We start from the raw sequence: 24,926 nt of genomic DNA, 5'->3' as shown, positions 1-24,926 counted from the left end.
CGCAAGAGGCGTTTCAGCCGCGCTCTCAGGCGCGGGGCGCCGTCTCGGTCAGCGCGCGCGACGATCGCGACGTTACCGGGAGCGTCCCCGTGGTCGGGCACCGACCCGTCCTCGGCGGCGAGACATCGGACGGACAGCGGCCGTACACCCGGATCACCGTCGTGCCGCGCACCCGTGGGGTGAGAACGGGAGCCTTTTCCATGGCGTGATGGTACGGCTCCACGTTGCCGGAATGTGAATTCTGGCCACAGGCAGAGCCAGCCCACAAGCAGCGGCCCGAGACCCCTGGACGCGGTCGCGAACGGGGAGTTACCTGGCATACGGGGGAAGTGCGAGCGCACTGCACGGGGGCCACCTGATCGGTTACTGCGGCAACTCTCGGCGGATTGGGGCGCTTATCCATGACACCTGTGCTCGTGCGGCAGCACCTGCCTCATGCGGGGTCGACACCCCGCGCGGACCCGGGCGCACGCGCGCGTGACTGGTCGGAGATCCAGGAGCGGATGCTGGTCCCGCTCTACGAGGCCGTCTACGAACGGCTGGATGTGGGGGGCGGCACCCGGCTCCTGGCACTCGGCTGCGGCTCCGGACTCGCCCTGCTGATGGCTGCCTCCAGGGGCGCGGCCACGCTCACGGGCGTCGAGACCTCCTCCCCCGAACGGCTGGCCCTCGCCCGCGAGCGGCTGCTGCCCAGGGAGGAGCGGGCGAACGAGCGCCCCGCACACGCGCGTGCAGACACCCGAGGCGGCGGAACCGGCGCAGATCATGGCCGTATCCGGCTCATCCGCCGGTCACCGCAGGACGCGGCCGACGCGGAGACGCCCGCGTACGACCTGGTGACCGCCTTCGAGCCGATCGGGTGTCTCGCGGGCGACGCGGACGGGCTCGCCGGGCTGCTCACGGCCTCGACGCCGCTCGCCGCGCGCGGGGCGCCCGTGGTGCTGGTCGGCTGGGGTCCCCCCGAACGCTGCGCCACGTCCGCGGTGTTGCGGGTCGCGGCCAAGCTCGCCGATCCGCTGCGCAGCGGCCCGGTCCGGCTGCGCCCCGCCCTGCGCGACGACCTGGAGGAGGTCGCCCGGCGGGCCGGGCTGAAGCCGGACGGATCGGGGCGGGTGGCCTGCCCCTTCGGGTACGCCGACGTGGAGAGCGCCCTCAAGGGCCTGCTGTCCACGGGCCTGTTCGACGCGGCGGTCACGGCGACCGACCAGGCCCAGGTCGACAAGGAGCTGACGGAGGCACTGCACCCCTACCGACGAGCGGACGGGACGGTGTGGATGCCGAACGTCTTCCGTTACCTGATCGCGCGCACGCCCTGACAACAGGTAAGGAAGTTCCTGGAAATGCACGTGTGAATGGTGTGAAGAAAGCGAAGCGGGGTGCCTCTCGCTTCGCTGACCAGCACACCGCCCCCATAGCCTGTCGAACCGTCCGGGGGAGACCTCACATCTGCATACAGGAGCTGTTGTGCTGCACCGCAAGACCGCGCTGCGTCTCGTCGCGCCCGTCGCCGTTCTCGCCCTCACCCTCAGCGCGTGCAACGGGAGCGACGACGCCGACGCGAAGGGCGCCGCCACCGCAGCGGCCGACTCCTCGCCGTCGGCCGGCGGGTCGGCCTCGGCCTCCGCCTCCGCGTCGACGTCCGCCGGCGGCGGCGAGGTGGCGACCGGCGAGAGCGTCACGGGGAAGGTCGCGGAGGAGCCGGGCGACGTGACGTACGAGATCGCGGCGCAGAAGGTCGACGTCGGCACCGAGGCCGAGGCGCAGAAGGTGGTGTCGGACCCGAAGGACGCCAAGGGCATGGTGCTCGCGATCGCGCACGTGAAGTTCACGCACCAGGCCGGTCCGGCGCTCAGCGACTCCTCCGACGCGAACGACGGCACGACCGTCTGGGCCGACGGTCAGCGCGGCTCGATCCTGATCGGCGCCTCGGAGGACGGTGTCGCCGGCTGCGAGGACCCCTACGACGTCGAGAGCTGGAAGCAGGGCGAGAGCCACGTCTTCTGCGAGTCGTACCTGGTGCCGGCCACCGCCAAGAGCATCGAGGTGCACTGGTCGGAGGAGGACGGGGAGCCGTTCGTCTGGAAGTTCCCCAACGCGTAGTCCGCCAACGCGTAGTCCTCCAACACGTGGGCGCGCCCGAGGAGTCACGTGTCGTCCTTGCTCGTCCGCGGGATGCCCGCGATCCGGTAGGCGTCCGCCTCCTCCAGCGTCTCGTTCGCCAGGAGGGCCTGGGCCAGGTCGTCCAACTGGCCGCGGTGGTCGCGGAGTTTGCGGCAGGCCTCCTCGTAGCACTCGTCGACGATGCGCCGCATCTCGTGGTCGATGACGTCGAGGGTCGCGGGCGCGGCGGCGAGCCCGTAGGCCTGCTGGACGTCGCCCGGCAGCGCCGACAGACGGCCGACGCGCTCGCTCATGCCCCAGCGGGCGACCATCCCGCGCACGATGTTGGTGACCTGCTCCAGGTCGTTCTCCGCGCCGGTCGTGACGACCCCGTAGACCACGTGCTCGGCCGCCATCCCGCCGAGCGCGCCGATGATCCGGCCGCGCAGGTACTCCTCCGTGTACGCGTACCGCTCCGCGTCCGGCGTCGACAGCGTCACGCCGAGGGCCCGCCCGCGCGGCACGATGGTGATCTTGCGGACGGGGTCGGCGCCGGGCTGGAGCATGCCCAGCAGGGCGTGGCCGCTCTCGTGGTAGGCGGTCCTGCGGCGCTCCTCCTCGGGCATCACCAGCGGCCGTTCCGCGCCGAGCTGGACCTTCTCCAGGGCCTCGGAGAGGTCGGCCCGGGTCACCTGGTCCTGCTGGCGCTTGACGGCGAGGAGGGCGGCCTCGTTGGCGAGGTTGGCCAGCTCGGCGCCGGTCATGCCCGGTGTCGTACGGGCCACCTGGGCCAGGTCGACGTCACCGGCGAGCGGGATCTCGCGGGTGTGGATCTCCAGGATCGCCTTCCGGCCGCGGCGGTCCGGGGGCGAGACCATGACCACCCGGTCGAAGCGGCCCGGCCGGGTCAGGGCCGGGTCCAGGACGTCGGCGCGGTTCGTCGCCGCGACGACGATGACGCCCTCCGAGCCGGAGAAGCCGTCCATCTCGGTGAGGATCTGGTTGAGGGTCTGCTCGCGCTCGTCGTGGCCGCCCACGGTCCCTCCCCCGCCCCGGGCCCGTCCGATGGTGTCGATCTCGTCGATGAAGATGATCGACGGCGCCACCTTGCGGGCCTCCGCGAACAGCTCGCGCACGCGGGACGCGCCCACGCCCACGATCATCTCGATGAACTCGGACGCCGAGGCCGAGAAGAAGGGCACCCCCGCCTCCCCGGCCACCGCCCGCGCGAGCAGTGTCTTGCCGGTGCCCGGCGGGCCCGCCAGCAGCACGCCCCGGGGCATCTTGGCGCCCATCCTGCGATAGGCGTCGGGGTTCTTCAGGAAGTCGACGACGTCGTGCAGCTCGCCCTGGACCTCGTCGATGCCGGCCACGTCGTCGAACGTCGTCCGGGGCTGTCCCGGCTCCAGCTCGACCGGCTTGGGCGGCGCCTTGCGGCCGAGCATGCCGCCCGCGCCGCCCAGTCCGCCCGCCCGCATCCGCCGCGCGACGACCACCCACACCACGACGAGCAGCACCATCGGCGCCAGCGAGATCAGCAGGTTGGCCAGAACACTGCGGTGCTGGACGACCGGCTCGGCCGTGACCGTGACGTTGTTCCTGGTCAGCTCCTGCCAGATCTGGTCGTCCGCGAAGGACGGCCGCTGGGTGTTGAACTTGGTGTACGAGTCGCCGCCGTCGGGGTTCTTGCGCGACTTCTTCAGCTGCCCCTGGATCGCGTCGCCCTTGGCGTAGATCTTGCTGACGTTGCCCGCGTCGACCTGCTTGCTGAACTCGGTGTACGAGATCGTCGGCTCGTCGCCCTCGTTGAAGAGCCACAGGGCCAGGTTGGCGACCAGGAACACGAGCACCGCGGTGAGGATCAGGCCCCACCAGCCACCGCGTATCCGCCGCCCGCCCTGGGACGGCTTCGGCGGCTCCTCGGGAGTGCCCTCGGTACGCCAGGGCTTGTCCGGCGACTTCCGCGGCGGCGCAGGGTTGGTCATATCGGGACGTTACGACACCCTTCGAGCACCGGCACGCGCAGAAAGACCAGCGGAGACGCGGAGGGCGCCCTTCCGGGGAAGGGCGCCCTCGACGACGTACTCACGCGCTGAGGCGCTCGAGCACTCAGCCCATGAACTTCTTGAACTCGTCCGGCAGCTCGAAGTCCTGGGCGCCCTGCTGCGGCAGCCCGAGCGCGTTGCCGCCCTGGGCCTGGGCCTCGCGGCGCTGGGCGTCCTCCAGCTCCTGCTGCTTGCGCTTCATCGGGTTGCCGGAGCGCTGCTTGCCCTTGGCCTGCTTGGGCTGCTTCTTCTGCCGGCCGGGGCCGCCGCCCATGCCCGGGATCCCCGGCATGCCGGGCATGCCGCCGCCCTGGGCCATTCGGGACATCATCTTGCGGGCCTCGAAGAACCGCTCGACCAGGCCCTTCACCGCGCTGACCTCGACGCCGGAGCCCTTGGCGATACGGGCGCGGCGGGAGCCGTTGATGATCGTCGGCTCGTGGCGCTCGGCCGGGGTCATCGACTTGATGATCGCGGCCGTGCGGTCGACGTCCCGCTCGTCGAGGTTGGCGATCTGGTCCTTGATCTGGCCCATGCCGGGCAGCATGCCGAGCAGCTTGGAGATCGAGCCCATCTTGCGGACCTGCTCCATCTGGGCCAGGAAGTCGTCCAGGGTGAAGTCCTGGCCCTTCTTGGACGCCAGCTTGGAGGCCATCTTCTCGGCCTCTTCCTGACTGAACGTCTTCTCCGCCTGCTCGATCAGGGTGAGCAGGTCACCCATGTCGAGGATGCGGGAGGCCATCCGGTCGGGGTGGAAGGCGTCGAACTCGTCGAGCTTCTCGCCGTTCGAGGCGAACATGATCGGCTTGCCGGTCACGGAGGCGATCGACAGGGCCGCGCCACCACGGGCGTCGCCGTCGAGCTTCGACAGCACGACACCGTCGAACCCGACGCCGTCCCGGAAGGCCTCGGCCGTGTTCACGGCGTCCTGGCCGATCATCGCGTCGACGACGAAGAGGATCTCGTCGGGGCTGACCGCGTCCCTGATGTCGGCTGCCTGCTGCATCAGCTCGGCGTCGATGCCGAGGCGGCCTGCGGTGTCCACGATGACGATGTCGTGGACCTTGGTCTTCGCGAACTCGATCGAGTCCCTGGCGACCTGGACCGGGTCACCGACGCCGTTACCGGGCTGCGGGGCGTACACGGCCACGCCGGCGCGCTGCGCGACGACGCTGAGCTGGTTGACGGCGTTGGGGCGCTGGAGGTCGGCGGCGACCAGGAGCGGCGAGTGGCCCTGCTCCTTCAGCCAGAGGCCGAGCTTGCCCGCGAGGGTGGTCTTACCGGCACCCTGGAGACCGGCCAGCATGAGCACGGTGGGGGGCTGCTTGGCGAAGCGGAGACGGCGGGTCTCGCCGCCGAGGATCGTGACGAGTTCGTCGTTGACGATCTTCAGGACCTGCTGGGCCGGATTCAGCGCCTTGGAGACGTCGGAGCCGAGGGAGCGCTCCTTGACGTTCTTGATGAACGTGCGCACGACCGGCAGGGCGACGTCCGCTTCGAGGAGCGCGATGCGGATTTCACGGGCCGTGGCGTCGATGTCCGCCTCGGACAGCCTGCCTTTGCCCCGGAGGGACTTGAAAGTATTGCTGAGGCGGTCGGAGAGAGTATCGAACACGGCGGCGTCGGTCCTTGGGGTCGGCGACAGTTTGGGCTGCCCTCCAGGGTATCCGGCCCCACAAGCAAATCGTCCCCGCCCGCTGTATTCAGCGGACGGGGACGGAACCCCGCGTCGGCGGGGACAAAATGGATACGCTGTCCGACCGGCTGGCAGCCACCGGACCACCCCCGCACCAGCGGGGAGCACATCCGCTCAACGCATAACGCGACCGCGAGGTCACGCCCGCAGGAGCTCCTCCAGCTTCCGCGCCGTGGCCGTCGCCTCCTCACCCGGCAAGGGCAGGCCCTTGCCACCGGTCACGTAGAAGGCGTCGACGGCGTTCGCGCCCAGGGTGGAGACGTGCATGCTGCGGACCCGCAGGCCCTCGTCCTCCAGGGCGCGGCCGATCCGGAACAGGAGGCCCGGGGCGTCCTGCGCGCGGACCTCGATGACCGTGGCGTGCCGGGAGGCCGCGGAGGCGACCGTGACGCGCGGCGGCGGTGCGACCACGCCCCGGCGGCGCGGGTAGGCCGCGTCGCGCTCGGCGAGCCGGCCGGCGATGTCCAGCGAGCCGTCCAGGGCGCGGACGAGGTCGGCGCGCAGCCGGGCGGCCTGGGGCAGGGAGCCGTACTCGGCGGCGACCCGCCAGTTCAGCAGCAGGACGGTGCCCTCGACTCCGGCCGGGAGGTCCAGGGCGCGCAGTTCGGCCGTGCGGACGGTCAGCCGGTGCATGGCGAGCACGCCGGCCACGGCGGGCAGCACGCCCTCCTGGTCGGGCACCGCGATGAGGAGTTCCACGCCGAGCGGCTCGGGGTCGCCGGCCGGCTGGTCGCCGACGGAGTCGGCGGGCGGCTCGGTCTGCGCGCGCAGGGACAGCACCGGGCTGCCGGTGGCCATCGCCTCGATGGCCAGCCGTTCCTGTTCGGCGGTGGGCGCGGCGGCGGCGGGTTCCTCGGGCGCGTCCCCGGCGAGGACCGCCGCGACCCGCTTGACCAGGTCCGCCACGAGCGAACCCCGCCAGGAGGACCAGGCGGCGGGCCCGGTGGCCAGCGCGTCCGCCTCGGTGAGCGCGTGCAGCAGCTCCAGGGTGCTCTGCGAGCCGACCGCCTCGGCGACCGAGCGGACCGTGGCCGGGTCCTCCAGGTCGCGCCGGGTGGCCGTCTCGATGAGCAGCAGGTGCTGCCGTACGAGCGTGGAGAGGACCGCGACGTCGGCGCGGTCGAAGCCGATGCGGGCGGCGACGTCCTTGGCGATGATCTCGCCCGCGACCGAGTGGTCGCCGGGCCAGCCCTTGCCGATGTCGTGCAGCAGCGCGGCGACGAGGAGGAGGTCGGGGCGGCTGACGCGGCGGGTGAACTCGGAGGCGCGGACGGCGGTCTCGATGAGGTGCCGGTCGACGGTCCAGATGTGCACGGCGTTGCGCTGCGGCCGGCAGCGTACCCGCTCCCAGTCGGGCAGCAGGCGCGTGATCAGGCCTTCGGCCTCCAGGGCCTCCCAGACCTCGATGGTGGGCCGGCCGGAGCCGAGCAGGGTCACGAGCTGTTCGCGGGCCTCGGCGGGCCAGGGCGTGGGCAGGGGGCGCACGGTGGCCGCGAGACGGCGTACGGCGTGCAGGGAGAGCGGGAGGCCGGCCTGCGCGGCGGCGGCTGCTGCGCGCAGGGGGAGCACGGGGTCGCGTTCGGGGCGTGCGGCGCGGGCGAGTACCACCTCGCCGTCCTGCTCCACCACGCCTTCGGCCAGCGGGGACCGCTCGGTGGCGGGCTTGGCGCCGCCGCCCAGCATGGCGCGCAGGCGCGGCCTGACGGCGCGCGAGCGCAGGACGCGCCCCACCTCACGCCAGGTGACGTCACTGGCGTACGAGATGACCCGCGCCGCTTCGTACACCTGCCGCAGCAGCGTGTCGGCGTCGAGGAGGCCGAGTTCGGCGGCGACCTGGTCCTGTTCCTGGAGCGCGAGCCGGTCGGTGGCGCGGCCGGTGGCCAGGTGCAGGGCGTCCCGGACGTCGAGGAGGCGGCGGCGGGCGTCGTCGAGGCCCTCGCGGGGCGCGTCGGCGAGCCAGGAGGCGGCGACGGCGCGCAGCGCGGTGGCGTCCCTGAGCCCGCCGCGCGCCTCCTTCAGGTCGGGTTCCAGGAGGTACTGCAGCTCGCCCTGGCGTTCGGCGCGCTCGGTGCACAGTTCGAGCAGTTCGGGGAGGCGCTTGGGGGCCTGGTTGCGCCAGTCGGCGAGGACGGCCGTACGCAGTCCGGCCGTCAGGGCCGGGTCGCCGGCGAGGTGGCGGGCGTCCAGGAGGCCGAGTTGGACTTTCAGGTCCTCCGCGGACGTCCTGCGGGCCTCGGCCGGGGTGCGGACGGAGTGGTCGAGGGCGAGGCCGAGGTCCCAGACCGGGTACCAGAGGCGGTCGGCGAGGGCGGCGACCGCCTTGGCCTCGGCGCCGTCGTGCAACAGGAGGAGGTCGAGGTCGCTGCGCGGGGACAGCTCGCCGCGGCCGTAGCCGCCGACGGCGACCAGGGAGACGCCCTTCAGGTCTTCGGTGCCCGCCGTGAAGAGGCCGGTCAGCCAGTCGTCGGTCAGTTCGGCGAGAGCGGCACGGCGCGGCGGCCCGGACCGCGCCCCCTCGGTGAGGAGGCGCAGCCGGGCCGCCGCGTAGCCGCTGGGTCCCGAGTCCTCTGCATCCATGCGCACGTCCGTACTCGTCACCCAGCGACTCCTGTTCTGTTCTGCCGTCAGAGCGCGTCCGGGCCGCGCTCGCCGGTGCGGACCCGGACGGCGGTCTCGACCGGGAGGGACCAGACCTTGCCGTCACCGATCTTGCCGGTGCGGGCCGCCTTGACGATGACGTCGATCAGTCCTTCGGCGTCGTCGTCCTCGGCCAGCACCTCGATGCGGATCTTGGGGACGAGGTCCACGGTGTACTCGGCACCGCGGTAGACCTCGGTGTGTCCCCGCTGACGACCGTAGCCGCTCGCTTCGGTGACCGTCAGACCGTGGACGCCGAAGGCCTGGAGGGCCTCCTTGATCTCGTCGAGCCGGTGGGGCTTCACGACGGCGGTGATGAGCTTCATGCGTCCACCTTCTTGCTCGCCGTTGCGGTGTGGGAGGAGATCGAGCCGCCTACGATGCCGCCGCCCGCTCCGCTGAAGTCGTATGCGGTCTCGGCGTGCTCGGCCTGGTCGATGCCGGCCACCTCGTCGTCCTCGGAGACCCGCATGCCGATGGTCTTGTCGAGGAGGAAGGCGAGGATCGCGGAGGCGATCAGGGAGTAGCCGAGGACCGCGAAGACGCCGGCGCACTGCTTCCAGAACTGGGTCATGCCTCCGCCGTAGAAGAGGCCCTCCACCGCGGACTGGCCCTTGCCGCTGGCGAAGAGGCCGATCAGCAGGGAGCCGACGACACCGCCGACGAGGTGGACGCCGACGACGTCGAGCGAGTCGTCGTAGCCGAACTTGTACTTCAGGCCGACGGCCATGGCGCACAGCACACCGGCGATGGCGCCGACGGCGATCGCGCCGAGCGGGGAGACCGCACCGCCCGAGGGGGTGATGGCGACCAGACCGGCGACCGCGCCGGAGGCCGCGCCCAGCGTGGTGAACGCGCCGTGGCGGATCTTCTCGTAGACGAGCCAGGCGAGCATGGCGGCGGCCGTGGCGACCTGCGTGTTGACGAACATCAGCGCGCCGACGCCGTCGTCGTTGCCGAGCCACGAGCCGGCGTTGAAGCCGAACCAGCCGAACCACAGCAGACCGGCGCCGAGCATGACCAGCGGCAGGCTGTGCGGGCGCATCGGGTCCTTCTTGAAGCCGACGCGCTTGCCGATGACCAGGATCACGCCGAGGGCCGCGGCACCGGCGTTGATGTGGACCGCCGTACCGCCGGCGAAGTCGATGACGCCCAGCTCGAAGGCCCAGCCGCCGGTGCCCCAGACCCAGTGCGCGACCGGGAAGTAGACGACCGTGACCCACAGGGCGACGAACAGCGCCCAGGCCGAGAACTTGACGCGGTCCGCGAGGGCACCGCTGATCAGGGCGGGCGTGATGATGGCGAACATCATCTGGAAGACCATGAAGACGAAGACCGGGATGGTGTATCCGGGCCAGAGGTCCGTCAGGCCGATGTCGCTGAGGCCGACCCAGTCGGAGTTCCAGCCGATGAGGCTGCCGGAGTCGGTACCGAAGGCGAGGGAGAAGCCGTACAGCACCCACAGGATGGTGACGATCCCGATGCTGATGAAGCTCATCATCAGCATGTTCAGCGTGCTCTTGACGCGGACCATGCCGCCGTAGAAGAAGGCGAGGCCCGGGGTCATGATCAGCACCAGGGCGGAACAGATGAGCATGAAGCCTGTGTTCGCGGAGGACAGCTTGGGTGCCTCCGCGGCAAGCGTGATGGCTGGTGCCATCGGCGTCTCCTCGTCGTAGTACGGCCCCGTGCGGGCGAAGCCAGAGCGGGTTGTGAGGGGTGGGCCGGTTATGCGCCCTGAGATTGGCGCAGCGCGGTTTCGGTGGAGGCCCCTCATTGTTTCGCCGCCGTGACGAAGGCGCCTCGTGTGTTACGCGTCGATGAACTGCCGGATACCGGCGGAATCGATCGTTATCGTGGCGCAACCTTCGGGTGGGCGCCACGCGGACCGGCCGCGGCCGGCCTTCCGATGACCTGGCATGGGGGAGCCGAGTCGGGCAGTTCGGGAGGGCCGGCCGCGGCCGGGGTTCTGGGGTTTCGCTCGGTGGATCGGCCGGCTCAGACCGCTTCGGCCGTCTCCGGCAGCTCGATGGTGAGCCGCTCGGTGAGGTCGATGACCTCGGAGAGATCCCCGAACTCGCGGACGGCGCTGTCCACGGTCTTTCGAATACGAGTGTTGACGCGCTCGGAGCGCACCTTCTTGGCCTCCTGCATGGCCTTGGTGGCGAGGGCGGCGCTCTGCTCGGGCTCGCGCTGGAGCAGATGGACGGTGGCCATGCCGATCAGGTTCAGCACGTACGACCGCTGGTGGTCGGCGTCGTCGGTGAACAACCGCACGGCCTTGCGCATCAGGGGCTCGGCCAGCGAGGCGTACGTGGGGCTGCGGCCGGCGACGTAGGCGAGGTCGCGGAAGGAGTGGCTGTTCTCGCCGTACAGCTCGGCCTCGGAGAAGAAGCGGATCCAGTCGGGGTCCGGCTCGTCCCACTCGTCCGCCTCGGCGAAGGTGTCCTCGGCCATCCGCACAGCCCGCTTGCACCGCCCGGGCTGCCCCATGTTGGCGAAGGCGCGGGCCTCCATCGCATACAGCATGGACTGGGTGCGCGGGCTGGCGCAGTCGCGGCTGCCGTACTGCGCGAGGTGGATCAGCTCCAGCGCGTCCTCGGGCCGGCCGAGGTGGATCATCTGGCGGCTCATGTTGGACAGCACGTACGAGCCGAGCGGCCGGTCGCCGGCCTCCTTGGCGGCGTGCAGGGCGAGGACGAAGTACTTCTGCGCGGTCGGCTGGAGCCCGACGTCGTAACTCATCCAGCCGGCGAGCTCCGCCAGCTCTGCGGCGACCTTGAAGAGCCTCCTCGCGGTGGACTCGGGGTGGGGCTCCTGGAGGAGGTCGGTCACCTCGTGCAGTTGTCCGACGACCGCCTTGCGGCGCAGTCCGCCGCCGCACTGCGCGTCCCACTGCCGGAACATCGTGGTGGTGGACTCCAGCAGGTCCAGCTCGGGCCCGGAGAGCCGGCCGCGCGCCCGGCTGGTGGGCACCGAGTCCGGGTCCTCGCGCGGGGCGGGCGGGGAGGGGACGAGCCAGCGCTGCATGGGCTCGATGAGGGTCGGCCCCGCGCACAGGGCGAGCGAGGTCCCGAGGAAGCCGCGCCGCGCCAGCATGAGGTCGCTGCGCGAGAACTCGCTGAGCTGGGCCACCGTCTGCGGGGCGGTCCACGGCAGGTCGACGCCGGTCACGGAGGGTGCCTGGCGCGCCGCGCGCAGCCCGAGGTCCTCGACGGAGACGACGCAGCCGAACCGCTCGGAGAACAGCTCGGACAGGATCCTGGGGATGGGCTCGCGGGGGTTCTCGCCGTCCAGCCAGCGGCGCACGCGTGAGGTGTCGGTGGAGATGTGGTTGGCGCCCAACTGACGGGCCCGGCGGTTGACTTGACGGGCCAGTTCGCCCTTCGACCAGCCGCTGCGCACGAACCACGACGTGAGCAGCTCGTTCGGACGCTTGTCCGCGCCCGTAGCGTTGTTTCCGCTTCCGTCGTTGCCGCTCACTGGAACGCCCCCATCCCTGAGACCACTTGTCACTGAGTGCGCCAAGCCCTATCAGAATGCCGGTAAATAGAGCCCGCCGTCCGGGACTTGTCACCCTTCGAACGGAAAGCCGACTTGCCTCCGGCATACCCGCAAGCGCATGTGCCTCCAGGACCCGCACACTCAAAGTAATCCTACGATCACGGCTCCAGCCACGGCGATCCCTGAAACGCCACCATTCGCCACCCCTTCGAATGAACTCCCGATGACCTGCACGCGATTCACTTGACAGGAGATGGCCGCGAGTGAGCGGAGCGAAGCACTCGGGGGCGCGCGCAGCCGGACACACCACCCGGAGCACTTCAGGGCGCTGCCTGGATCGGGCGCCCACCGGGCAGCGGAAGTACGGAGAGTCATGATTGTCACCGCTGCGTAACCATCGGCGCGCCGGACCCGTTGGAGGGGGCATGGGCTTCACGATCGGCGGCATTCGCGAGATCCGCTCCGGCGCGCGCAGGCGCGGTCGCTCGTCCGAGTGCACCGCCGTCGCCGAGTTCACGGGGCTGTGGGGCTGGGACGCGGTGCCGGGCGCACGGGCCGCGGCGGGCGTCTGCTCGTGCGGACGCCCCACCTGCCGCGAACCCGGCGCGCACCCCCTGGAGTTCGCCCCGCGGGTCCCCGCCGGCGCCACCCTCGACGACGTGACGAGGACCTGGTCGGAGTTCCCGGGCGCCGCGATCATGCTGCCCGTGGGGCGCGCGTTCGACGTGATCGAGGTCGCCGAGCCCGCCGGCCGTCGCGCCCTGGTCCGCCTGGAGCGCATGGGCCTGCCCCTCGGCCCGGTCACCGCCACCCCCGAGGGCCGCACCCAGTTCTTCGTCGCCCCCGGCGCCGCCGCCGGGCTCACCGGCCTCCTCTACCGCATGGGCTGGGACGACCCGGCCGCCCTCGATCTGCGCGGCCTCGGCCCCGGTACGTACCTCACGGCCCCGCCCTCCGACCGCGGCGGCCTCGGCCCGGCCCGCTGGCTGCGCCCACCGGCCCTGGACTCGGCGACCCGCCCGCCGGAGGCCCGGCTGCTGCTGGGCACGCTGGCGTATCTGGCGCACCGCTCACGCGCGTAGGTCGCGCCGGCCTCGGGGTCGTACACGGCGAAGCGCCCGCTCCCCACTGCACCTGGGGGCGGGCGCTTCCTCGCGGCAGACACCGGATTCGGGCGGATGCCGGAACCAGTACCTGTGTCAGTCGCCGATCAGGGCGTCGACGAACGCCTCCGGGTCGAACGGCGCCAGGTCGTCCGCGCCCTCGCCGAGTCCGATGAGCTTGACCGGTACGCCCAGCTCGCGCTGGACCGCGACCACGATGCCGCCCTTCGCCGTACCGTCCAGCTTGGTCAGGACGATGCCGGTGATGTCGACGACCTCGGCGAACACCCGGGCCTGGACGAGGCCGTTCTGCCCGGTGGTGGCGTCGAGGACGAGCAGGATCTCGTCGAGCGGGGCGTGCTTCTCGACGACGCGCTTGACCTTGCCGAGCTCGTCCATGAGCCCGGTCTTGGTGTGCAGGCGGCCGGCGGTGTCGATGAGGACGACGTCGACGCCCATCGCCTTGCCCTCCTTCACCGCGTCGAACGCGACGGAGGCGGGGTCGCCGGCCTCGGGGCCGCGCACGGTGTGGGCGCCGACCCGGTCGCCCCAGGTCTGGAGCTGGTCGGCGGCGGCGGCGCGGAAGGTGTCGGCGGCGCCCAGGACGACGGTCCGGCCGTCGGCGACGAGCACGCGCGCGAGCTTGCCGGTGGTGGTGGTCTTGCCGGTGCCGTTGACCCCGACGACCATCACGATGCCCGGCTTGCGCTCCTCGGGCTCGGTCTTCACCGTGCGGTCGACGTCGGTGCCGACGAGCTTGAGCAGCTCCTCGCGCAGCAGTGCGCGCAGTTCGTCGGGGGTGCGGGTGCCGAGCACCTTGACGCGCGCGCGCAGCCGCTCGACCAGTTCCTGGGTGGGGGTCACGCCGACGTCGGCGGTGAGCAGCGTGTCCTCGATCTCCTCCCAGGTGTCCTCGTCGAGGTGCTCGCGCGAGAGCAGCGTGAGCAGGCCCTTGCCGAGGGCGTTCTGCGAGCGGGAGAGACGGGCGCGGAGGCGGATCAGCCGCCCCTCGGTGGGCTCCGGGATCTCGATCCCGGGGGCCTCGGCGGTGGGCGGTTCCTCGACGGCGACGCCGGTCGGGCCGCCGTCGGGGAGATCCACCTCCTCGATCGTGCGGCGCGGTTCGTCGCGCGGCGTCTCGGCCTCGTCGCCGACGTGCGGCTCGGCCGGCGGGGCGGTGATGTCGGGCGCGGTGGGGGGCGGCGGGGGCAGCGACTTCTTCCGTCGGCTGCCGACGACGAGCCCGCCCAGCACACCGAGCACGACCACGGCGATGACTACAGCAAGGATGACGATTTCCATAACGCGTCCCAGTATGCGTGACCCCTCTCCGGCGGGGCGGGTGGCCACACGTCCGAACGGCGGCATGCCGCTCCCCCTCGTGCGGGCGTTCCCCGCCTCTGGTGACCTGACGCCTCGTCAGCTAACGTCCCCCTGCGTCAGCACCCGACCCGCCCGGCGAAGGGGGCCTCCCATGCCCGTCAGCGTCGTCCGTTTCAACCTCGTCGCCCCCGGCGCGAGCCCCGCCGAGCTCGGCGTCCGGTACCGGGCCGCGCTGGAGATGGCCCGGTACGCCGACGAGCGCGGGGTCGCCGTCGCGCAGACCGAGGAGCATCACGGCGTCGAGAACAACTGGCTGCCGTCGCCGTTCGCCTTCGCGGGCGCGGTGCTCGGGGCGACCCGCCGGCTGGCGGTGACCGTCTCGGCGGCGATCGGCCCGTTGCACGACCCGCTGCGGCTCGCCGAGGACATCGCCGTGCTCGATCTGCTCAGCGGCGGGCGGCTGGTCACGGTCGCCGGGATCGGGTACCGGCCCGAGGAGTACGCGTGGGCCGGGGTGGACTGGAAGCGCCGCGGGCGCCTTCAGGACGAGCTCCTGGACACCCTGCTCAAGGCCTGGACCGGCGAGGAGTTCGAGTACCGGGGCCGTACGGTACGGGTCACCCCGCGCCCCGGGTCCGATCCGCACCCCCTGCTCCTGGTCGGCGGTTCCTCCAGGGCCGCCGCCCGTCGGGCCGCCCGGTTCGGCCTGCCGTTCTTCCCGAGCGCGCACCTTCCGGAGCTGGAGGCGTACTACAAGGAGCGGCTGGTGGAGTACGGGACGGACGGCTGGACGATGATGCCGGGCGCCGAGACGCCGCTGCTGCACCTCGCCGAGGATCCGGACCGGGCGTGGGCCGAGTACGGCGGCCACTTCCTGCACGAGGCACGGACGTACGCCTCCTGGCAGTCCGGCGACATCCGCTCGGCGGTGAAGTCGGGGGCGACGACGGTCGGGGAACTCCGGGAGGAGGGCGTGTACCGGATTCTCACGCCGGACGAGTGTGTGGCGCAGGAGCTCGACAACCTCGTACTGCATCCGCTCGCGGGCGGGATGCCGGTGGATGAGGGGTGGCGGAGTCTGCGGCTGTTCTGCGACGACGTGCTGCCCCGGCTCGGGGGGTGAGCCGTCCCGGCTCCTGACGTTTGTGCCTGCTCCGCGCTGGTCACGTTCAACTCCTCGGGCCGCCGGCAACGCTGCCGACGGGGGTCGACCTGCCAGATACGTGGTACCTGAAGGTAAAAACAACGTTGCCGAGACTATGCCTTCAAGTCTCAAAGTCAAACGTGAGGAAAAGTGAGATCTCAGACACAGAAGTGCCACATTCGTTCACTTCTTGAAGTGATATGCCTCAGCGCAGTCGCTGGCTGATCACCTTCGAGACACCGTCGCCCTGCATGGACACGCCGTACAGCGCGTCGGCGACCTCCATCGTGCGCTTCTGGTGCGTGATCACGATGAGCTGCGAGGACTCCTGGAGCTCCTCCATGATCCGGATGAGCCGCTGGAGGTTGGCGTCGTCGAGGGCGGCCTCGACCTCGTCCATGACGTAGAACGGGCTGGGCCGGGCCTTGAAGATCGCCACCAGCATCGCGACGGCGGTCAGCGACCGCTCGCCGCCGGAGAGCAGGCTGAGCCGCTTGACCTTCTTGCCCGGGGGCCGGGCCTCCACGTCCACGCCCGTGGTGAGCATGTTGTCGGGATCGGTCAGGACGAGCCGCCCCTCCCCACCCGGGAAGAGCCGGCTGAAGACCCCCTCGAACTGCCTCGCCGTGTCCCGGAACGCCTCGGTGAAGACCTGCTCGACGCGCTCGTCGACCTCCTTCACCACCTGAAGCAGGTCGGTTCGGGTCTTCTTGAGGTCCTCCAACTGCTCACTGAGGAACTTGTGACGTTCCTCCAGCGCGGAGAACTCCTCCAGGGCGAGCGGGTTCACCTTGCCGAGCTGCTGATACGCCCGCTCGGCCGTCTTCAGCCGCTTCTCCTGCTCGGCCCGCACGAACGGCCTCGGCTGGTTGCGCGGATCCTCGGGGTCCTCCGGCAGCACCTCGCCCTCGGCGGGCGGGGAGGGCGGCACGAGCTGATGCGGCCCGTACTCGGAGACCAGCCCCGCGGGCTCCACGCCCAGCTCCTCCAGCGCCTTGGTCTCCAACTGCTCGATCCGCATCCGCTTCTCGGCGCCGAGCACCTCGCCCCGGTGCACCGAGTCGGTCAACTTGTCGAGCTCGGCCTTGAGTTCGCGTCCGCCGGTGCGGGCGGCGGCCAGTTCCCGTTCGCGCCGCGCCTTGGCGGCGTCGGCGGCGACCCGCTCCCCCTCGGCCCGCCCGAGGGACACCTCGACGTGCGCGAGCAACTGCCGTGCGCCGGAGCCCACGGCCTCCGCGACGGCCGCCTCGTGCCGCAGCCGCGCCCGCCGCTGCTCGGCACGCGCGCGTGCCTCGCGTTCCGCCCGCGCGGCCCGGTCCAGCGAGTCGGCCCGTCCGGCCAGCCCCCTGACCCGCTCCTCGTGCGTACGGGCCTGGAGCCGCGCCTCCATCTCGGTCTGCCGCGCGTTGGCCCCGTCGGCGGCGAGCCGGTCCCGCACGGAGGTGTCGGGCTCCTCCTCGACCGGCAACTCCTCGGCGACGGCCAGCCGCTCAGCCAGCTCCTCCGCCTCTTCCACGGCTCCATCGAGCGCTTCCTGCGCCCGCACCGCCGCCGCTGTGGACCGCTCGGCCTCGCCGGCCGCGCCCCTCGCCTGTCCCGCGAGCCGCCCGAGCTGCTGGGCCACGGCCGACTTCTCCCGGTCGGCGGCCCGCCGCCGCTCCCCCAACTCCTCGACGAGCGCGGCACTTTCCTTGCGCCGCTCCCCCGCCACCTGCTGCGCCCGAGTCAACTCCTCGCACCGCACGGCCAGTTCCTCGAGTGCGACGGCGGCCTCGTCGACGGACGCCTGCACCTCAAGGAGACTGGGCGCCCCGGCCGACCCGCCGTGCGCGAAGTGCGCCCCGAGCAGGTCGCCTTCGGCGGTGACGGCGGTCAACTCCGGTCGGGCGTACACCAGTTCCTCGGCGTCCTCCAGCGTCCCGACGACGACGATCCCCCGCAACAGCCGCCGCACGGCGGGCATCAGCTCAGCGGGGCCTCGAACGAGATCGGCGGCGGCGAAGCGAGTCCCGTCGGCACCGGGTGACGTGGGCGTGAGCATGGTGGAACCGGGGTCCCGGTCCTCCGGAGCTCCCGCCAGCAGCAGTGCGGCTCGGCCCGCGTCCTGTTTGCGGAGCAGGCGGATGGCTTCGGCCGCTGACGCGGGTGTCGTCACCGCGATCGCGTCGGCCGCGGCTCCGAAGGCCGCCGCGAGCGGGAGCTCGTATCCCGGGGTCACCGTCAGCAGTTCGGCGGCCGGGCCCAGCAGGCCGTTCAGGCGATCGCGGGCGCCGAGCAGCGCGCCCGTGCCGTCCTTGCGGCGCAGGCCCAGCGCCAGGGTCTCGTGGCGGGCCTGGGTCGCGGCGCGGCTGCGTTCGGCCGCCGTGGCCGCCTCCCGGGCGGCGGTGAGGGCGGCCTCCGCCTCGGTGAGCCGCCGCTTGGCCGTCTCGTGCTGTTCGCCCAGCTCCTGGTCACCGGCGTCGAGGCCGTCGACCTCCGCCTTCAGGGCCTCGTACTCCTCCTGCGCGGTGCCGGCCCGTTCCTGGGCCTCGTCGCGGGCGGCGGCCAGGCGGTCGATCTCGGCCTGGGCGGAGGCAGCGCGCGAACGGGCCGCGTTGACCTGGCCGTTCAGCCGGGCCAGGCCCTCGCGGCGGTCGGCGATGGCCCGGGCGACGTCCTTCAGTCGTCGTTCCTCGACGGCGAGTTCCCGCTCCAGGTCGGCGCGGTGGGCGACGGTGTCGTCCAGGGCGTGCTGGGCCGCTTCGAGAGCGGCCTCCAACTCGGCCTCCTGCTCGCGGACCCGGGCGGCCTCCCGCTCCATGTCCTCGGGGTCACGGCCGCGCCGCTCCTCCGGGGGCGTGGAGGTGGCGCTCTTCACGCGCGCGTCGGCGAGCGAGATCGTGCCCCGGACGCGTTCGGCGAGCTGGGACAGCTCGTACCAGGTCTGCTGGGCCTGCTGGAGGCGTGGCGTGAGCTGCCGGACCTCGTCCTCCAGAAGCGCTTCGCGCTGGAGGGCCTTCCTCAGCTCCTGCTCGGCGGCTTCCTTGCGCCCCTTGAGGGCGGCCTCGTCGGCCACCTCGGTCTGGAGCGCCTCCCGCAGCCGTACGAGATCGTCGGCCAGCATTCGGAGCCGGGCGTCCCTCAGGTCCGCCTGGATGACGGCGGCCCGGCGGGCGACGGCGGCCTGGCGGCCCAGGGGCTTGAGCTGGCGCCGGAGTTCGTCCGTCAGGTCCTGCACGCGTGCGAGGTTGGCCTGCATCGCGTCCAGCTTGCGGAGCGCCTTCTCCTTGCGTTTGCGATGCTTGAGGACGCCCGCGGCCTCCTCGATGAAGGCGCGGCGGCCCATGGGGTCGGCGTGCAGGACGGAGTCGAGCTGGCCCTGGCCGACGATGACGTGCATCTCGCGGCCGATGCCGGAGTCGGACAGCAGGTCCTGGATGTCGAGGAGGCGACAGGTGTCGCCGTTGATCTGGTACTCGCTGCCGCCGTTGCGGAACATGATCCGCGTGATGGTGACCTCGGCGTACTCGATGGGCAGCGCCCCGTCGGAGTTGTCGATGGTCAGGGACACCTCGGCGCGGCCCAGCGGGGGGCGCCCGGTGGTGCCGGCGAAGATGACGTCCTCCATCTTGCCGCCGCGCAGCGACTTGGCGCCCTGCTCGCCCATGACCCAGCTGAGCGCGTCGACGACGTTGGACTTGCCCGAGCCGTTCGGTCCGACGACGCACGTGATCCCCGGTTCGAACCGGAGCGTGGTCGCGGAAGCGAACGACTTGAACCCCCGGAGGGTCAGGGCCTTGAGGTGCACGGCGCTGGACTCTACCTTCCGGGAATGTCTCACTCCATGAAGCCGCGGTTTCACCCATGAACGCGCAGGGCACACCAAACGTTAAGAGACTGAAAGGGTGCGCGGGGGAGCGAAAGCCGAACGAAAGACTTGGCGGGGAACTGGCGGGGAAACAGGGCAGGAAAGATCAAGTAAGAGCATCGAAGAGCGAGAAAGAAAGAAGGGACGCCGAAGCGTCCCTTGCAAACTCTTAGAACTTAGCGGTTTCGACGCGGCTGATGCGTGCCGCCCGACCACTGCGTGCCGTTGTGCGGCGGTGCAGCGATCAGGTGAGCGCAGGCTCCGCCTGGCGTGCGTCGATGCTCTCCAGAAGCGATTCGTGAGAAGCGGCAGCCGTCAGCGCGTCGTTCTCGGCCTGGATCCGTCCGAGCTCGGATTCCAGATCCTGTACGCGCTGCTGGAGCCGTCGCATCTCGGAGAGGAGTCGCGGGTCGGAGCCGCCGACGTAACCGAGAAGCGCCTTTGCCATGATGGATGGTCCTCCACACTGAGTGACCGACCGAAGCGGTGTGGGTCGTGAGGGATTCGCACCCGCGGTGTTGGCAGGATCTTTGTTGGTGCTGACGTTCATCCATGCCAAACAGCTAAGGTGCGCGGGGTGCTTTCAGCGTCTCACCAAAAAGTTTGACGGTCAACACGATCACGCCCCGTATTGGCGGGCATCCCGGTGGCACGCGGCCGAAACGGCGGCGCTGCGACTCCTGCGGGGACCTCGAGGCGTGGCGATCATCCTTGCGTGCGGAGCCTCCCACCGCAAGCAGTTCTTGGCAACCACCTGGCCCTTTCCACTGCGGGCAGGTGCCGGCGGCATGTCCCCGGGCCCGGCGACGGCTGCTTCACGCGGAGTCCTCAGCGGATCGCGAAGCCGTCGTAACCGCCGCGCGGTGTGTCCCAGATCTCGGTGACTCCGTCCACGTACCCGGGCGTGTCGTCACCCAGGAGCCAGCCGAGCAGCCCCTCGCAGCCCTCGCGGGCCCCTTCCGCGACCACCTGGACCCGTCCGTCGGCCAAATTGAGAGCAAAGCCACTCAGGCCGCCGATCTCCAGCGCCTTCGCCCGCGTGAACCAGCGGAATCCCACGCCCTGCACGTGTCCGCGCACCCAGGCCACCAGTCGTACATCCTCGTTCATGGGTGCAACCTAACCGGGCAAAGTCGCTCGGAGCCCTTCCCCCCTCAGAACCATGGGGTACCGTCCCCACCCAATGATTCTCATATGAAACTCACTCGATCGGGTGAGTTGGGTTGACCAGACGGACCAGGAGGCGCGCGTCGCCCCAGGTCCCGGGCCGACCGTGGGAACACCGCTTGTGACGAGGAAGGCAAGGACATGGGACGCCACCGACGCTCCGCCGCCGGCCGCGCCGCCAAGAGCCGCGCCACGGGGGTCACACAGACGCACGGCTCGCACGCGGACAGCCACAACCCGCAGGACTCGTACGCGGGAGACCACCCCACGGCGGGGATCGCGCCGTATCTGAACCCGGAGGCGTACGCCGACTCCGTCACGAAGAGCCAGGAGTACCTGTTCTCGACGCGGGACGGGAACCGCGCCGACACCATGGTGTTCGCGGCCGACGGGTTCACGCCCGGCGGCGGCGCCCCGCGGACGGCGTCCGGCCAGGCCGGTGCGAACCGCCGCCGGAAGAGGAGAGTCGTCACGCCGGTCAAGACGGGCCTGCTCGGCGTGTCCGCGGCGGTCGCCCTCGGCACCGTCGCGGTGGCCACGGGCGTGGTGCCCGGTCTCGACAGCTACCGGCTCGGCGGCGGCAGCGGCCCCGGCGAAAAGGTGCAGGCCGCAGACTCGCCGACCAACTCGCCCGCCGAGCAGGGCGGCACGTCCGGCTCCGCCGACGACGAGCGCGGCTCCACGTCGACCAGCCGCGACGCCGGCCGCTCGGCCTCACCGTCCGCCTCGCCCACGCCCTCCACCTCCACCCCGTCGGCGTCACCATCGCCGTCGGCGTCGCCGTCCAAGACGGCGGCGCCCCAGAAGCCGAAGCCCACGCCTTCGAAGGAGCGGAAGGCGGCCCCTGCGGTCACTCCGTCCAAGTCGAGGACGGCCACCAAGGCTCCGGAGCGGGCCGCGGCGCCGGCGCCGGTGACGGTCTCGGCCGAGGCGCAGGCCGCGGCCGAGGTGCTGAAGCTCGTCAACGCGGAGCGGTCCAAGGTCGGCTGCAGCGCCCTCTCCGCGAACAGCGCGCTGTCGGAGCTGGCCGAGAGGTTCAGCGACGACATGGCCGCGCGGGGCTTCTTCGACCACACCGACCCGGACGGGGCGAGCCCCTGGGACCGGGCGGCCAAGGCCGGGATATCCGACCTCGGCGGCGAGAACATAGCCCGGGGCCAGTCCGACGCGGCCGCGGTCATGGAGGCCTGGATGAACAGCCCCGGCCACAAGGCGAACATCCTGAACTGCGACTTCAAGACGCTGGGCGTCGGTGTCCACTTCGGGTCCGGCGGACCCTGGTGGACGCAGGACTTCGGCTACTAGGCCTGCGGAGAAGACTCCGCAGAAACGATCATGCAGCCTGGGTCCGGCCGGCCACGAAGACCTTCGCGGTCTCGGCGACCCGCCGGCCCAGGTGCTCCGCCGTCGCCGCGTCGGCCTTGTGAACGCCCTCCGGGCCCGCGTCGACGTCGGTCTGCGCGGCCGCGCCGAGGGACACGCCGAGCCGGTTGAGGTCGTGCTCGGAGCCGGTGCTGCTGTTCCAGCCGGGCATCAGGCCGAGGTTGACCCAGTGCATGCCGAGCTGCCCGGCCAGGATCTGGAAGAACTGCAGCGTGTGCAGCTTGTCGCCGTTCTTGGAGCCGGAGTTGGTGAAGCCGGCGGCGAGCTTGTCCTGCCACGCCTGGGTGGCCCAGCGCGCGGAGGTCGCCTCCGCGAAGACATGGAAGGCGCCGGAGGCGGTACCCATGTAGGTCGGCGAGCCGAACACGATCGCGTCCGAGCCGTCGAGCAGCGTCCACTGCTCCTCGGTGATCTCCGCGACGTCGATCAGGTGCACCTCGGCACCGGCGTCGGCGGCACCGGCGCGGACCGCCTCGGCGAGGACGGCGGTGTGGCCGTAGCCGGAGTGGAAGGCGACGGAGACAACAGCGGTGGACATGCGAACTCCTTGAAATGGGCAGCTCAAGTACGACCACCAAAGGAAAGCACTAACTTATAGTTAGTGCAACCTGTTGGTTAGCGCTGCCTTCGCGTACGCTTGTGTCATGACCAGCACCCAGGAGCCCACGGAGGACATGGACCTCCCGTACGACGTGTTCGCCAAGGCCTGCCCCTCGCGTGGCACGCTCGAGCACATCACGGGCCGCTGGGGCGGACTCACGCTCGGGGCGCTGCACGAGGGCTCGCTGCGCTTCAACGAGCTGCGCCGCCGGGTCGACGGCGTGAGCGAGAAGATGCTGTCCCAGACGCTGCACGCCCTGGAGCGCGACGGCCTGGTGCACCGCGAGGCGCAGCCGACCAACCCGCCCCGCGTGGACTACGAGCTGACCCCGCTCGGCCGTGAGGTCGCCGAGCGGCTGCTGTCCCTCATCCACTGCCTGGAGGGTCGTATGGACGACGTCCTGGCCGCCCGCGAGCGCTACGACGGGACGCGCGGCGTCCGCTGACACTTCGGGCAGAAGTAGCTGGACCGGTTCATCCACGGGCGGCGGCGCATCGGCGTGGCACATCGCTTGCAGGGCAGGCCCTCCCGGCCGTAAGCGTCCAGGGACCGGTCGAAGTAGCCCGACTCGCCGTTGACGTTGACGTACAGGCTGTCGAAGCTGGTGCCGCCGACGGCGAGGGCCGCGTTCATCACGTCCCGGACATGGCCGAGGAGTTCGAGGGTGCGCGGGCGGGTGAAGTTCGCGGTCGGGCGTTCGTAGTGCAGGCGGGCGCGCCACAGGGCCTCGTCCGCGTAGATGTTGCCGACGCCGCTGATCAGCGACTGGTCGAGCAGGGCCCGCTTGATGGTGGTGCGCTTGCGGCGGAGTGCCTGGTGGAAGGCCTCGTCGTCGAACAGCGGGTCGAGGGGGTCGCGGGCGATGTGCCCGATGACGTCCGGCAGGCCGTCCGGGGTGGTGTCGTGCAGGGACAGGCCGCCGAAGGTGCGCTGGTCGACGAAGCGCAGTTCGGTGTCCACCTCGTCGGCGAAGCGGACGCGGATGCGCAGGTGCTTCTCGTCGGGGGCCTCGTGCGGCTGGACCAGGAGCTGGCCGCTCATGCCGAGGTGGGCCAGGACCGCCTGGTGCGTGTCCTCCAGCGGCAGCCACAGGTACTTGCCGCGGCGGCTCGGGATGCCGATGCGGTGGCCCTTGAGGCGGTGCGCGAAGTCGTCGGCGCCGGCTATGTGACGGCGTACGGCGCGCGGGTGCAGCACTTCGGCGTCGGCGACGGTGCGATGGGCGACCCACCGCTCCAGACCGCGCCGGACGACCTCGACCTCGGGCAACTCGGGCATGGGATCCCCCGTACGGAACGCCCGCCTCCCAGTGGAGGCGGGCGTTCGTCTCGTACCGATGTGCTACTTGCTACTGCTGTTGGTCAGGCGGAGGCGGACTCGGGGTCCGGGCTGGCTTCGGCGGGCTCGACGGCCGGGGCCGCCTCTGCCGCCTCGGCTCGCTCGTCCGCCGCGGCCCGGATGGACCGCCATGCGGACTCGGCGGCCTGTTGCTCCGCCTCCTTCTTGCTGCGGCCGGTGCCGGTGCCGTACGAGACGCCTCCGACGCGGGCGGCAGCAGTGAAGGTCTTCTCGTGGTCGGGGCCGGTCTCCGTGACCAGGTACTCGGGGACACCGAGGCCTTCGGTCGCGGTGAGCTCCTGGAGACTGGTCTTCCAGTCCAGGCCGGCACCGAGGTTCGAGGACTTCTCGATCAGCGGGTCGAACAGGCGGTGCACCAGTTCGGAGGCCGCGTCGAGGCCCTGATCGAGATAGACCGCGCCGATCACCGCTTCAAGGGTGTCGGCGAGGATGGACGCCTTGTCCCGGCCGCCCGTGCCCTCTTCACCGCGGCCGAGCCGGATGAAGGAGCCCAGGTCGAGGCCACGACCGACCTCCGCCAGCGCACGTGAGTTGACCACCGCGGCCCGCAGCTTGGCCAGTTGGCCTTCGGGCAGGTCGGGGTGGGTGCGGTACAGCGTGTCCGTGACGACGAGGCCGAGCACGGAGTCCCCGAGGAACTCCAGCCGCTCGTTCGTCGGCAGGCCGCCGTTCTCGTACGCGAAGGAACGGTGGGTCAGCGCACGCACCAGAAGGGCGGACTCGAGCTGATAGCCGAGCCGCCCTTCCAGAAGCGTGTGGGACGAGGCCGTGTCCGCCGGACCACCCCCGCGAAGGCGGGGACCAACTTCTTTGGCGTCAGACATGGAGCCTCTCACCAGCCGCTCAGACCTCGAGGACCTGGCGCTTGTTATAGGTGCCGCAAGACGGGCACGCGATGTGCTGCAGCTTGGGCTCGTGGCAGCGCTCGCACGCAACCAGGGTGGGGACCGCAGCCTTCCACTGCGACCGGCGGTGGCGCGTGTTGCTGCGCGACATCTTCCGCTTCGGAACAGCCAC

20 protein-coding genes are annotated in these 24,926 nt (G+C 71.3%); 6 read left to right on the top strand and 14 right to left on the bottom strand.

Going from position 1 to position 24,926, the window contains the following annotated elements:
- Positions 1 to 401 precede the first annotated feature (401 nt).
- Positions 402 to 1,316, top strand: coding sequence for an SAM-dependent methyltransferase (locus OG352_RS30875; protein ID WP_329221443.1), 915 nt, complete (start codon positions 402 to 404; stop codon positions 1,314 to 1,316).
- 148 nt (positions 1,317 to 1,464) lie between these two features.
- Positions 1,465 to 2,100, top strand: a complete 636-nt coding sequence (locus tag OG352_RS30870) for a hypothetical protein (RefSeq protein WP_329221442.1) — start codon at positions 1,465 to 1,467, stop codon at positions 2,098 to 2,100.
- 44 nt (positions 2,101 to 2,144) lie between these two features.
- Here the strand turns inward: OG352_RS30870 and ftsH are convergent, their stop codons facing one another.
- The 6 genes from ftsH to nsdA form a co-directional block, all read right to left on the bottom strand.
- A complete protein-coding gene (gene ftsH / locus OG352_RS30865) occupies positions 2,145 to 4,085 on the bottom strand; it encodes an ATP-dependent zinc metalloprotease FtsH (RefSeq protein WP_329221441.1) in 1,941 nt (646 codons plus the stop codon).
- A gap of 124 nt (positions 4,086 to 4,209) precedes the next feature.
- On the bottom strand, positions 4,210 to 5,760 hold the full coding sequence (ffh, locus tag OG352_RS30860; RefSeq protein WP_329221440.1) for a signal recognition particle protein: 1,551 nt from the start codon (positions 5,758 to 5,760) through the stop codon (positions 4,210 to 4,212).
- Between the two features lie 219 nt (positions 5,761 to 5,979).
- Complete coding sequence (locus OG352_RS30855; protein WP_329221438.1) at positions 5,980 to 8,439, bottom strand: [protein-PII] uridylyltransferase; 2,460 nt, start codon at positions 8,437 to 8,439, stop codon at positions 5,980 to 5,982.
- 26 nt (positions 8,440 to 8,465) lie between these two features.
- A complete protein-coding gene (locus tag OG352_RS30850) occupies positions 8,466 to 8,804 on the bottom strand; it encodes a P-II family nitrogen regulator (protein WP_006379495.1) in 339 nt (112 codons plus the stop codon).
- Complete coding sequence (locus OG352_RS30845) at positions 8,801 to 10,138, bottom strand: ammonium transporter (protein WP_329221436.1); 1,338 nt, start codon at positions 10,136 to 10,138, stop codon at positions 8,801 to 8,803. The genes OG352_RS30850 and OG352_RS30845 overlap by 4 nt, the downstream gene beginning before the upstream one ends.
- A 338-nt stretch (positions 10,139 to 10,476) precedes the next feature.
- The gene (nsdA, locus tag OG352_RS30840; protein ID WP_329221434.1) at positions 10,477 to 11,961 is read right to left on the bottom strand and encodes a transcriptional repressor NsdA; all 1,485 of its coding nucleotides are present in this window, start codon (positions 11,959 to 11,961) and stop codon (positions 10,477 to 10,479) included.
- A 446-nt stretch (positions 11,962 to 12,407) separates the two neighbouring features.
- Between nsdA and OG352_RS30835 the strand changes: the two genes are divergently transcribed.
- The gene (locus OG352_RS30835; protein ID WP_329221432.1) at positions 12,408 to 13,064 is read left to right on the top strand and encodes a bifunctional DNA primase/polymerase; all 657 of its coding nucleotides are present in this window, start codon (positions 12,408 to 12,410) and stop codon (positions 13,062 to 13,064) included.
- 117 nt (positions 13,065 to 13,181) lie between these two features.
- Here the strand turns inward: OG352_RS30835 and ftsY are convergent, their stop codons facing one another.
- Positions 13,182 to 14,387: a signal recognition particle-docking protein FtsY gene (gene ftsY / locus OG352_RS30830; protein ID WP_329221431.1), complete on the bottom strand. Its 1,206-nt coding sequence runs from the start codon at positions 14,385 to 14,387 to the stop codon at positions 13,182 to 13,184.
- Between the two features lie 172 nt (positions 14,388 to 14,559).
- On the opposite strand from ftsY, the gene OG352_RS30825 reads away from it, so the two are divergent.
- Complete coding sequence (locus OG352_RS30825) at positions 14,560 to 15,531, top strand: LLM class flavin-dependent oxidoreductase (RefSeq protein ID WP_329221429.1); 972 nt, start codon at positions 14,560 to 14,562, stop codon at positions 15,529 to 15,531.
- A 226-nt stretch (positions 15,532 to 15,757) separates the two neighbouring features.
- Here the strand turns inward: OG352_RS30825 and smc are convergent, their stop codons facing one another.
- The 3 genes from smc to OG352_RS30810 form a co-directional block, all read right to left on the bottom strand.
- Positions 15,758 to 19,339 carry a chromosome segregation protein SMC gene (gene smc, locus OG352_RS30820; RefSeq protein WP_329221428.1) on the bottom strand — a complete coding sequence of 1,194 codons (3,582 nt, stop codon included), beginning with the start codon at positions 19,337 to 19,339 and terminating at the stop codon, positions 15,758 to 15,760.
- 304 nt (positions 19,340 to 19,643) lie between these two features.
- On the bottom strand, positions 19,644 to 19,847 hold the full coding sequence (locus OG352_RS30815; RefSeq protein ID WP_093780026.1) for a hypothetical protein: 204 nt from the start codon (positions 19,845 to 19,847) through the stop codon (positions 19,644 to 19,646).
- A gap of 380 nt (positions 19,848 to 20,227) precedes the next feature.
- On the bottom strand, positions 20,228 to 20,509 hold the full coding sequence (locus OG352_RS30810) for an acylphosphatase (protein ID WP_329221427.1): 282 nt from the start codon (positions 20,507 to 20,509) through the stop codon (positions 20,228 to 20,230).
- Positions 20,510 to 20,707: 198 nt separating this feature from the next.
- Here OG352_RS30810 and OG352_RS30805 point away from each other — a divergent pair, with 198 nt between their 5' ends.
- Entirely contained in the window at positions 20,708 to 21,871 is a 1,164-nt protein-coding gene (locus tag OG352_RS30805; RefSeq protein ID WP_329221426.1) for a CAP domain-containing protein, read from the top strand.
- 28 nt (positions 21,872 to 21,899) lie between these two features.
- On the opposite strand, the gene OG352_RS30800 is transcribed toward OG352_RS30805, so the two are convergent.
- On the bottom strand, positions 21,900 to 22,487 hold the full coding sequence (locus OG352_RS30800; RefSeq protein WP_329221425.1) for a flavodoxin family protein: 588 nt from the start codon (positions 22,485 to 22,487) through the stop codon (positions 21,900 to 21,902).
- Between the two features lie 106 nt (positions 22,488 to 22,593).
- On the opposite strand from OG352_RS30800, the gene OG352_RS30795 reads away from it, so the two are divergent.
- Positions 22,594 to 22,995 carry a winged helix-turn-helix transcriptional regulator gene (locus tag OG352_RS30795; RefSeq protein ID WP_329221423.1) on the top strand — a complete coding sequence of 134 codons (402 nt, stop codon included), beginning with the start codon at positions 22,594 to 22,596 and terminating at the stop codon, positions 22,993 to 22,995.
- Here the strand turns inward: OG352_RS30795 and mutM are convergent.
- The 3 genes from mutM to rpmF form a co-directional block, all read right to left on the bottom strand.
- Positions 22,968 to 23,828: a bifunctional DNA-formamidopyrimidine glycosylase/DNA-(apurinic or apyrimidinic site) lyase gene (gene mutM / locus OG352_RS30790; RefSeq protein WP_329221421.1), complete on the bottom strand. Its 861-nt coding sequence runs from the start codon at positions 23,826 to 23,828 to the stop codon at positions 22,968 to 22,970. The genes OG352_RS30795 and mutM overlap by 28 nt on opposite strands.
- Positions 23,829 to 23,911: 83 nt before the next feature.
- The gene (gene rnc, locus OG352_RS30785; protein WP_443072387.1) at positions 23,912 to 24,745 is read right to left on the bottom strand and encodes a ribonuclease III; all 834 of its coding nucleotides are present in this window, start codon (positions 24,743 to 24,745) and stop codon (positions 23,912 to 23,914) included.
- 7 nt (positions 24,746 to 24,752) lie between these two features.
- Complete coding sequence (rpmF, locus tag OG352_RS30780; protein WP_007493396.1) at positions 24,753 to 24,926, bottom strand: 50S ribosomal protein L32; 174 nt, start codon at positions 24,924 to 24,926, stop codon at positions 24,753 to 24,755.

Origin of the sequence: Streptomyces sp. NBC_01485 (assembly GCF_036227125.1) — a bacterium.
Classification (GTDB): domain Bacteria; phylum Actinomycetota; class Actinomycetes; order Streptomycetales; family Streptomycetaceae; genus Streptomyces.
Note: the sequence above shows the minus strand (reverse complement) of the source record. Positions and strands in the feature narration are given on the sequence as shown.

Bases quoted from the DNA above. Each gene is read 5' to 3' on its own strand.
- OG352_RS30875 (WP_329221443.1), top strand. From the start codon at position 402: ATGACACCTGTGCTCGTGCGGCAGCACCTGCCTCATGCGGGGTCGACA.
- ftsH (WP_329221441.1), bottom strand. From the start codon at position 4,085: ATGACCAACCCTGCGCCGCCGCGGAAGTCGCCGGACAAGCCCTGGCGT.
- OG352_RS30850 (WP_006379495.1), bottom strand. From the start codon at position 8,804: ATGAAGCTCATCACCGCCGTCGTGAAGCCCCACCGGCTCGACGAGATC.
- OG352_RS30845 (WP_329221436.1), bottom strand. From the start codon at position 10,138: ATGGCACCAGCCATCACGCTTGCCGCGGAGGCACCCAAGCTGTCCTCC.
- OG352_RS30835 (WP_329221432.1), top strand. From the start codon at position 12,408: ATGGGCTTCACGATCGGCGGCATTCGCGAGATCCGCTCCGGCGCGCGC.
- ftsY (WP_329221431.1), bottom strand. From the start codon at position 14,387: ATGGAAATCGTCATCCTTGCTGTAGTCATCGCCGTGGTCGTGCTCGGT.
- OG352_RS30825 (WP_329221429.1), top strand. From the start codon at position 14,560: ATGCCCGTCAGCGTCGTCCGTTTCAACCTCGTCGCCCCCGGCGCGAGC.
- OG352_RS30815 (WP_093780026.1), bottom strand. From the start codon at position 19,847: ATGGCAAAGGCGCTTCTCGGTTACGTCGGCGGCTCCGACCCGCGACTC.
- OG352_RS30810 (WP_329221427.1), bottom strand. From the start codon at position 20,509: ATGAACGAGGATGTACGACTGGTGGCCTGGGTGCGCGGACACGTGCAG.
- OG352_RS30805 (WP_329221426.1), top strand. From the start codon at position 20,708: ATGGGACGCCACCGACGCTCCGCCGCCGGCCGCGCCGCCAAGAGCCGC.
- OG352_RS30800 (WP_329221425.1), bottom strand. From the start codon at position 22,487: ATGTCCACCGCTGTTGTCTCCGTCGCCTTCCACTCCGGCTACGGCCAC.
- OG352_RS30795 (WP_329221423.1), top strand. From the start codon at position 22,594: ATGACCAGCACCCAGGAGCCCACGGAGGACATGGACCTCCCGTACGAC.
- mutM (WP_329221421.1), bottom strand. From the start codon at position 23,828: ATGCCCGAGTTGCCCGAGGTCGAGGTCGTCCGGCGCGGTCTGGAGCGG.